4 protein-coding genes (1 of these 4 only partly in view) are annotated in these 6,713 nt (G+C 65.0%); 3 read left to right on the top strand and 1 reads right to left on the bottom strand.

Annotated elements, in window-relative coordinates; translation table 11 throughout:
- From EO245_RS04860 to EO245_RS04850, 3 genes are all read left to right on the top strand, one after another.
- Positions 1-843, top strand: partial view of a lipopolysaccharide biosynthesis protein gene (locus EO245_RS04860; RefSeq protein WP_234026964.1) — the 3' portion only. It extends 660 nt beyond the left edge of the window; the window shows 843 of its 1,503 coding nt (coding positions 661-1,503); its start codon lies beyond the left edge, outside the window; it ends in the stop codon at positions 841-843.
- Between the two features lie 74 nt (positions 844-917).
- Complete coding sequence (locus tag EO245_RS04855) at positions 918-1,892, top strand: aspartyl protease family protein (RefSeq protein ID WP_128891870.1); 975 nt, start codon at positions 918-920, stop codon at positions 1,890-1,892.
- Between the two features lie 56 nt (positions 1,893-1,948).
- A complete protein-coding gene (locus tag EO245_RS04850) occupies positions 1,949-3,760 on the top strand; it encodes an ABC transporter ATP-binding protein/permease (RefSeq protein ID WP_128891869.1) in 1,812 nt (603 codons plus the stop codon).
- Positions 3,761-3,766: 6 nt separating this feature from the next.
- Here EO245_RS04850 and EO245_RS04845 read toward each other — a convergent pair whose 3' ends face one another.
- Entirely contained in the window at positions 3,767-6,616 is a 2,850-nt protein-coding gene (locus EO245_RS04845; RefSeq protein ID WP_128891868.1) for a pitrilysin family protein, read from the bottom strand.
- Between the last annotated feature and the right edge of the window lie 97 nt (positions 6,617-6,713).

Genomic DNA, 6,713 nt, shown 5'->3' with positions numbered 1-6,713 from the left:
ACCTTCGGCGGTGCGCTTACCGTGTGCCAGCTGCTGTGGATCGTGCAGAGCCAGAGCGACATCTTCATCGCCGGCCGCAGCTTTTCGACCCACGACCTCGGTATATATGCCGAAGCGCTGTTCCTCGCGCTGGTGGTGACCGGGCGCTTCCTGCCGCCAATCAACGAGGTCGCCTTTCCGGCCTATGCCGAGCTGCACAAGAAGGGTCGCAGCCTCGCGCCCTACTTCGTTCGGACGGTCCGCACGGTCATGCTCGTGACTGCCCCTATATATATAGGTCTGTCGCTGACCGCCGGTCCGGCCATCCTGACCATCGGCGGCGAGAAGTGGGCCGAGATGATCCCGATCATCGCGGGGCTTGCTCTGGTCATGCCGCTCTTCGCCATGCAGATCATCTGCTCGCCGGCGACCAATGCCATCGGGCGCCCCTCTATATATGTAACGACAAGCGCGATCGGCGCGCTCATCTTCCCGGTCGCCTTTTACTTCGGAGTGTCCGGCGGGCCGATGGGTCTGGTCCATGCCTGGTGGGTCGCCGCCCCGCTCCTCCTGCTCGCGACGCTGGCGATCACGCTTCCGGCGATTGAGGTCTCGCCCGCCAAGCTGCTGCTCGAGATGGCGCCCATCGCGCTTTCGACCGCGATGATGGCGCTCGCCGTTTACTCGATCGACCAGGCGATCCTCGACTGGACACCTTATATGCGCCTCGCCGTGCTCGTGCCGATCGGCGCTGCGACCTACGGGGCGATGCTGTTTGCCTTCTGGCCGGGCATTTTGCGCGAGAGCTGGCAGATGCTGCGCCCCCAGGCACAGCCTGAGCCGGTCGCGCTTCCGGCAGAGTAGCGCCCCTCCCGATTTTGTCGCCGGCCCAAGCCGTGGTATCCTCGCTTCCTAAGTAAGGCGCGAGAGGACGAGCCATGGGTCTTTCACTCTTTCTCGCTGCTTCGCTCGCCAGTGCGAGCGCGGGAAGCGAGATCCCCACCACGCAGGAGCCGCCAGCCGATCCTGCCACCGAAGTTGCCGAGCAGCAGCCCGACGTCGTGACCGGCGCCGCCGACTACTACGAACGCATGACGATCCCCGTCACCATCGGCGGCGAAGGTCCGTTCAAGTTCATGATCGACACCGGCGCGCAATCGACCGTCATCACCGAGAGCCTGAAAGAGCGTCTCGGCCTTGAGCCGGTTGGAACCGCCGTCGTCGTCGGGATGGCCAGCCGGGTTCCGGTCGAACTGGTCGAAGTCGACGGGCTGAGCTTCGCCTCGCGCACGTTCGACAATCTCGAGGCGCCGCTTCTCAAGGCGCACAATATCGGAGCCGACGGCATCCTCGGGCTCGACAGCCTGCAGAACCTTCGCGTGATGATTGACTTCCGCAACGACACTATTGCGGTGAACGATGCCGACGCGCTCGGCGGCAATCGCGGCTACGAGATTATCGTGCGCGCGCGCCACAAGGTCGGGCGGCTTATTATCACGCAGGCAAAGGTCGATGGAGTGACCACCTCGGTCATTGTCGACACCGGCGCCCAGAACAGCATCGGAAACCTTGCGCTGCAGAAGAAGCTTCGCTCGCGAAAGGGCGGCGACTTCCGTTCGACCGACGTCAACGGGTTCCACCTGACCGGCAAGGTCGACATCGCCCGCTCGCTCGAAATCCAGGGGTTGCAGCTACAGAACCTGCCGATCGCCTTCGCCGATGCGCCGGCCTTCGATGCGCTCGGCCTCGGCTCGCGGCCGGCGCTGATCCTCGGCATGCGCGACTTGCGGCTGTTCGACCGGGTGGCGATCGATTTCGAGAGCCGCCGGGTGCTGTTTGACGTGCCCAAGGCCGCCGGTTACCGCCCTCTGTTCCAACGGCAGTTCTTCCCCTCTCGGCTCGACCGGAACTGACCGGCGGGTAAGGGTGCTGTTGCCCTTCGCGCGGGCGCGCCCCACATGGGGCCGCGATGCCGCCTGACGCTGCCACCAAGAAACCGGTCGATCACGACAGCTGGGGAACGCTCAAGCGCTTCCTTCCCTACCTGTGGCCGCAAGGAAATCCCGCGCTCAAGCGCCGCATCGTCATTGCGATCGGTTTCGTCCTGCTGGCCAAGGCGACCACCCTCGCCCTCCCCTATGCCTATAAATATGCCGTCGATGCGATGGCGACCCCGGCGAACGAGGCGGTCATGGTCGCCATGGCACTGGTGCTCGCCTACGCCCTGGGCCGGTTCGGGGGCATCGCCTTCGACCAGCTGCGCAATGTCGCGTTCGAGCGCGTCGGGCAGGATGCCACCCGGCAGTTGGCGGAGGATGTATTCGCCCGCCTGCACCGCCTGTCGCTCCGCTTCCACCTGAGCAGGCGCACCGGCGAGGTCACCAAGACGATCGAGCGCGGAACCAAGAGCATCGATTCCATGCTCTATTTCCTGCTCTTCAATATCGCCCCGACCATCATCGAGCTGATCGTCGTCGGCGTGATCTTCTACATCAACTTCGGGTGGGAGCTTGTCGCGGCGACGGGCTTCACCGTGGTCACCTATATATTGGTCACCCGCTGGATCACCGAGTGGCGCACCAAGCTGCGGCGCGAAATGAACGAGCTCGACGGGCGGGCGCTCGACCGCGCGGTGGATTCGCTGCTCAACTACGAGACAGTGAAATACTTCGGCGCCGAAGGGCGCGAGGAAGCGCGCTATGCCGCGGCTGCGCGCGCCTATGCGAATGCGGCGGTCAAATCCGAGAACTCGCTTGCCCTGCTGAACATGACGCAGGCGCTCATCACCAATGCGCTGATGGCGGGCGCCATGGCCTACACGGTGTGGGGGTGGAGCAAGGGGCAGCTCACCGTCGGCGATCTCGTCTTCGTGAACACCTACCTGATGCAGCTATTCCGCCCGCTCGACATGCTGGGCTGGGTCTATCGCACGATCCGGCAGGGCCTGATCGACATGGCGGAGATGTTCCGCCTGATGGATACCTCGGTCGAGGTGGCGGACAAGCCGGGTGCGCCGGCCATTATCGTGCGCAATCCGACAGTCACTTTCGAGAACGTCACTTTCGGCTATGAGCCCGACCGCACCATCCTGCACGGGCTGAGCTTCGAAGTCCCGGCCGGCAGCAGCACGGCGATTGTCGGGCCGTCGGGCGCGGGCAAGAGCACCATCGCGCGGCTACTGTTCCGCTTCTACGATCCGCAGGGCGGGCGCATCCTCATCGACGGGCAGGATATCGCCGAGGTGACGCAGGACAGCCTGCGTGCCCAGATCGGTATCGTCCCGCAGGACAGTGTGCTGTTCAACGACACGATCGGCTACAATATTGCCTATGGCCGGGACGGTGCAAGCGAGGAGGACGTGGTGGCCGCCGCGCGTGGTGCCGCGATCCTGCCGTTCATCGAGCGGCTGCCGCAAGGTTTCGATACCGAGGTCGGCGAACGCGGCCTCAAGCTGTCTGGCGGCGAGAAGCAGCGCGTCGCCATTGCGCGCACGCTGGTCAAGAACCCGCCGATCCTGTTGCTGGACGAAGCGACCAGCGCGCTCGACACGGGAACGGAGCAGGCGATCCTGCAGACGCTGCGCCGGGTTTCTCAGAACCGCACAACGCTCTCGATCGCGCACCGGCTCTCGACCATTGCCGATGCCGACCAGATCCTGGTGATGGACCATGGCCGCGTGGTCGAACGCGGCAATCACGCGAGCCTGCTCGCACAGGGCGGTCTCTATGCCGACATGTGGGCGCGCCAGGCCTCGGAGAGCGAGCAGCCCGCCGAGGCCTGAGCCGTATCAGCCACCCATCTGTTCGCCAGCGATCAGCGACGAGGTCGAGAGATCGAGGTCGTCGGCCGAAATGACTTCCACATCGCTGCGGAATTCCTTGAGCCCGTCGAGGAACTCGGCGGAATTGCCGACAATGACGATGGTCGCCTGCGAGGGATCGACATAATTCTTCGCTGCTGCGCTCGCCGCCGCCGGATCGACCGCTTCGAGCTTCGCCGCATATTGCGCGGCTTCTTCCGGCGAGAGACCCTGCTGGAGGAGCCCCGCGACGATCGCATTGAAGCCAGAGCTCGTTTCGAGCGCACGGGAATAGCCGCCCGAGAGATAAAGACGTCGCTTGGCGAGAAGGTCGTCCTCGAGCGGTTCGTTGCCGAGGCGGGCGAACTCGTCGAGGAAGATCTTGGCCACCTTGTCCGCCGTTTCGTTCTTGGTTTGCGCGCTCGCAGTCAGGATGGAATCGTCCGCAAGCGATGCAAAGCCCGAGTAAGCACCGTAGCTGAGCGAGCGCTTGGTGCGGATTTCCTCGAACAGGCGTCCGCTCGAACCGCCGCCGAGCACGCTGTTGGCGAGCGTCAGCGGATAATAGTCTTCGCTCGCCCGCTCCGGTGCACGGACTGCGGCAAGCACGACCGCCTGGCCCGCATCGGGCATGTCGACGACGATGGTGCGGACCGGCTGTTCGGTCCCGGCCGGATCGGTCGCAGGGGCCATCGGCTCGGTATCGACTTCCCAATCGCCGAGCATCGTTTCAGCCAGAGCGACTGCCTCGTCGGCATCGATCCCGCCGCTGACGATGACCTGCGCCGTCGCCGGGTTCCACCACGTCATGCGATGCGCGAGAAGATCCTCGCGCGTTATGGCCGCGAGGCTTTCACGCGTACCGCCGGGCTGCGTGCCGTAAGGCGCGGCGCCGTACATCGCGACGCGCGAGACGTAGCCGGCAAGGCTGCCCGGATCCTTCAGTGCAACGGCAAGGCTGTCGATCCCGCGCTTGCGCTCGCGTTCGAAATCTTCCGCCGGGTAGGTAGCGCCGGTGATGATCTGCGCGGCGAGTTCGCTGGCCTCTTCGAGGTTCGCGACCGGCGCGGTCAGGCTGAAGCTGGTTCCGTCGCTGCCCGCACCGCCGCCGAAGCTTGCGCCGAGGCTTTCGAAACGCGCGGCGATCTCCGTCGCGGTTAGATCCGCGGTGCCCTTGTCGGCGAGCGCTGCGGCCATTTCGGCGACACCGGCTTTGGCACGCTCATCGCTCTTGCTGCCGCCTGCGAGCAGAACGGTGACGGTCGCAATCGGAACGTCGCCAGTCTTCGCGGCAACGACCTTGATACCATTCTCGAGCGTCGCCTCGGCGATGGTCGGAGCCACCACTTCAGGCGAAGCACCCGGCCCCGGAGGCGCCATGCGCTCGCCTTCCGGCTTCACCTCGCGGATCTTGCCGGTAGCCGGCGGCAGGGTGCGGAATTCGGGCATCGGCACCGGGTTGGCGTATTTCGACGGATCGTCCTCGCCATTGGAATAGGTGATGTCGGTACGCTTGTTCGGGTCGTAGTATTTCGCCGCGACGCGCTGGACATCCTCTGCCGTCACGGCAGCGATGGCCGCGAGGCGCTTGTCCGCATGATAGGGATCGCCGGTCGAAACCAGCGCTTCGCCCAGTTCGAACGCCCGCCCGCGCGCCGTTTCGCGGCGACGCAGGGTGGAGGCGATGATTTCGCTCTTGGCTTCGGCAAGCTCCGCATCGGTGACCGGGGTGCTACGCATCTTCTCGCGCTCGGCGACGAGAATGGCGCGGACCTCGTCGATGTCGGCCTGCGGATTGATGACGGCAAACTGCGCGAGCGTGCCCGCCTCTTCGCTCGTCTGCGCGAAGTGAACCGCCTGGACGGCCTTGCCGCTGCGGATGAGCGCTGCATGCATGCGGCTGTTGTCGCCGCGCGCCATGATTGCATCCATCACCTCGATCGCGGCCATGTCAGGATGCGCTTCGCCGGGAAGCTTCCAGATCGTGCCGACCAGCGGCAGGGGCACATTGGGTGCGGTCGCATCGACGACGCGCGGTGCGGTACGTTCCGGCTCGCGCTCGGTGATGGTGACGTCGACCGGGTTCGCACGCGGCGGAATGTCGCCGAAATACTGGTCGACCAGGGCGCGCAGCTCGTCGATCTCGAAATTGCCCGCGACGATCAGCGTCGCCGTGTCCGGACCGTAGTAGGCTTCGTAGAAGGAGCGCGCATCGTCGAGCGTCGCGCTGTCGAGATCCTCGATACTGCCGATGCCCGGGCGGCGGTGCGGCAGGACGTCGTAGGCGTTCTCGGGGATGACGAAACGCTGGAAACGGCCATAGGGGGGCGCGAGGACGCGCTGGCGCAGTTCTTCCTTCACCACGTCGCGTTCGCGGTTGAACACTTCATCGTCCACCACCGGGAAGGCCATGCGTTCGCGGTGGGTCCACAGCATCTGTTCGAGATAGGCCGCCGGGACCTGCTCGTAGTAATTGGTCCGGTCGGTGCCGTTCGAGGCATTGCGCGTGCCGCCGATATCCGCGGTCAGGCCGTAGATCATGTTGTAGGGCATGTTCTCGGTCTTGCGGCTGAGAATGTGCTCGAACAGGTGGGCGAAACCGCTGCGCCCCTCGGGATCGAGCTTGGAGCCGATTTCGTACCACAGCGACGTCGTCACCGTGCCGGTCGTGTCGTCGGGAATGGCGATGACGCGCAGTCCGTTGTCGAGCGTCCATTGCTCGAACTCGATAGCCGGTGCGGTGAGCGTCGGCGCGTCCATGTGATCGTCGGCGACGGCCGGAGCGGCGACGGCAAGGGCGAGCGTGGCAGCGCCTGCTGCAAGAACGGTGCGAAACATCGTGCGGAATCTCCCGAATAGTCCACCGCGCAGTAAAGCGAGGGAAAGCAATCAACTCAACCACTTCGCCGGTGCCTTCGACGAACGGCTGACGCGC

It is taken from the genome of Erythrobacter sp. HKB08 (assembly GCF_004114695.1).
Classification (GTDB): Bacteria; Pseudomonadota; Alphaproteobacteria; order Sphingomonadales; family Sphingomonadaceae; genus Parerythrobacter_A.
Note: the sequence above shows the minus strand (reverse complement) of the source record. Positions and strands in the feature narration are given on the sequence as shown.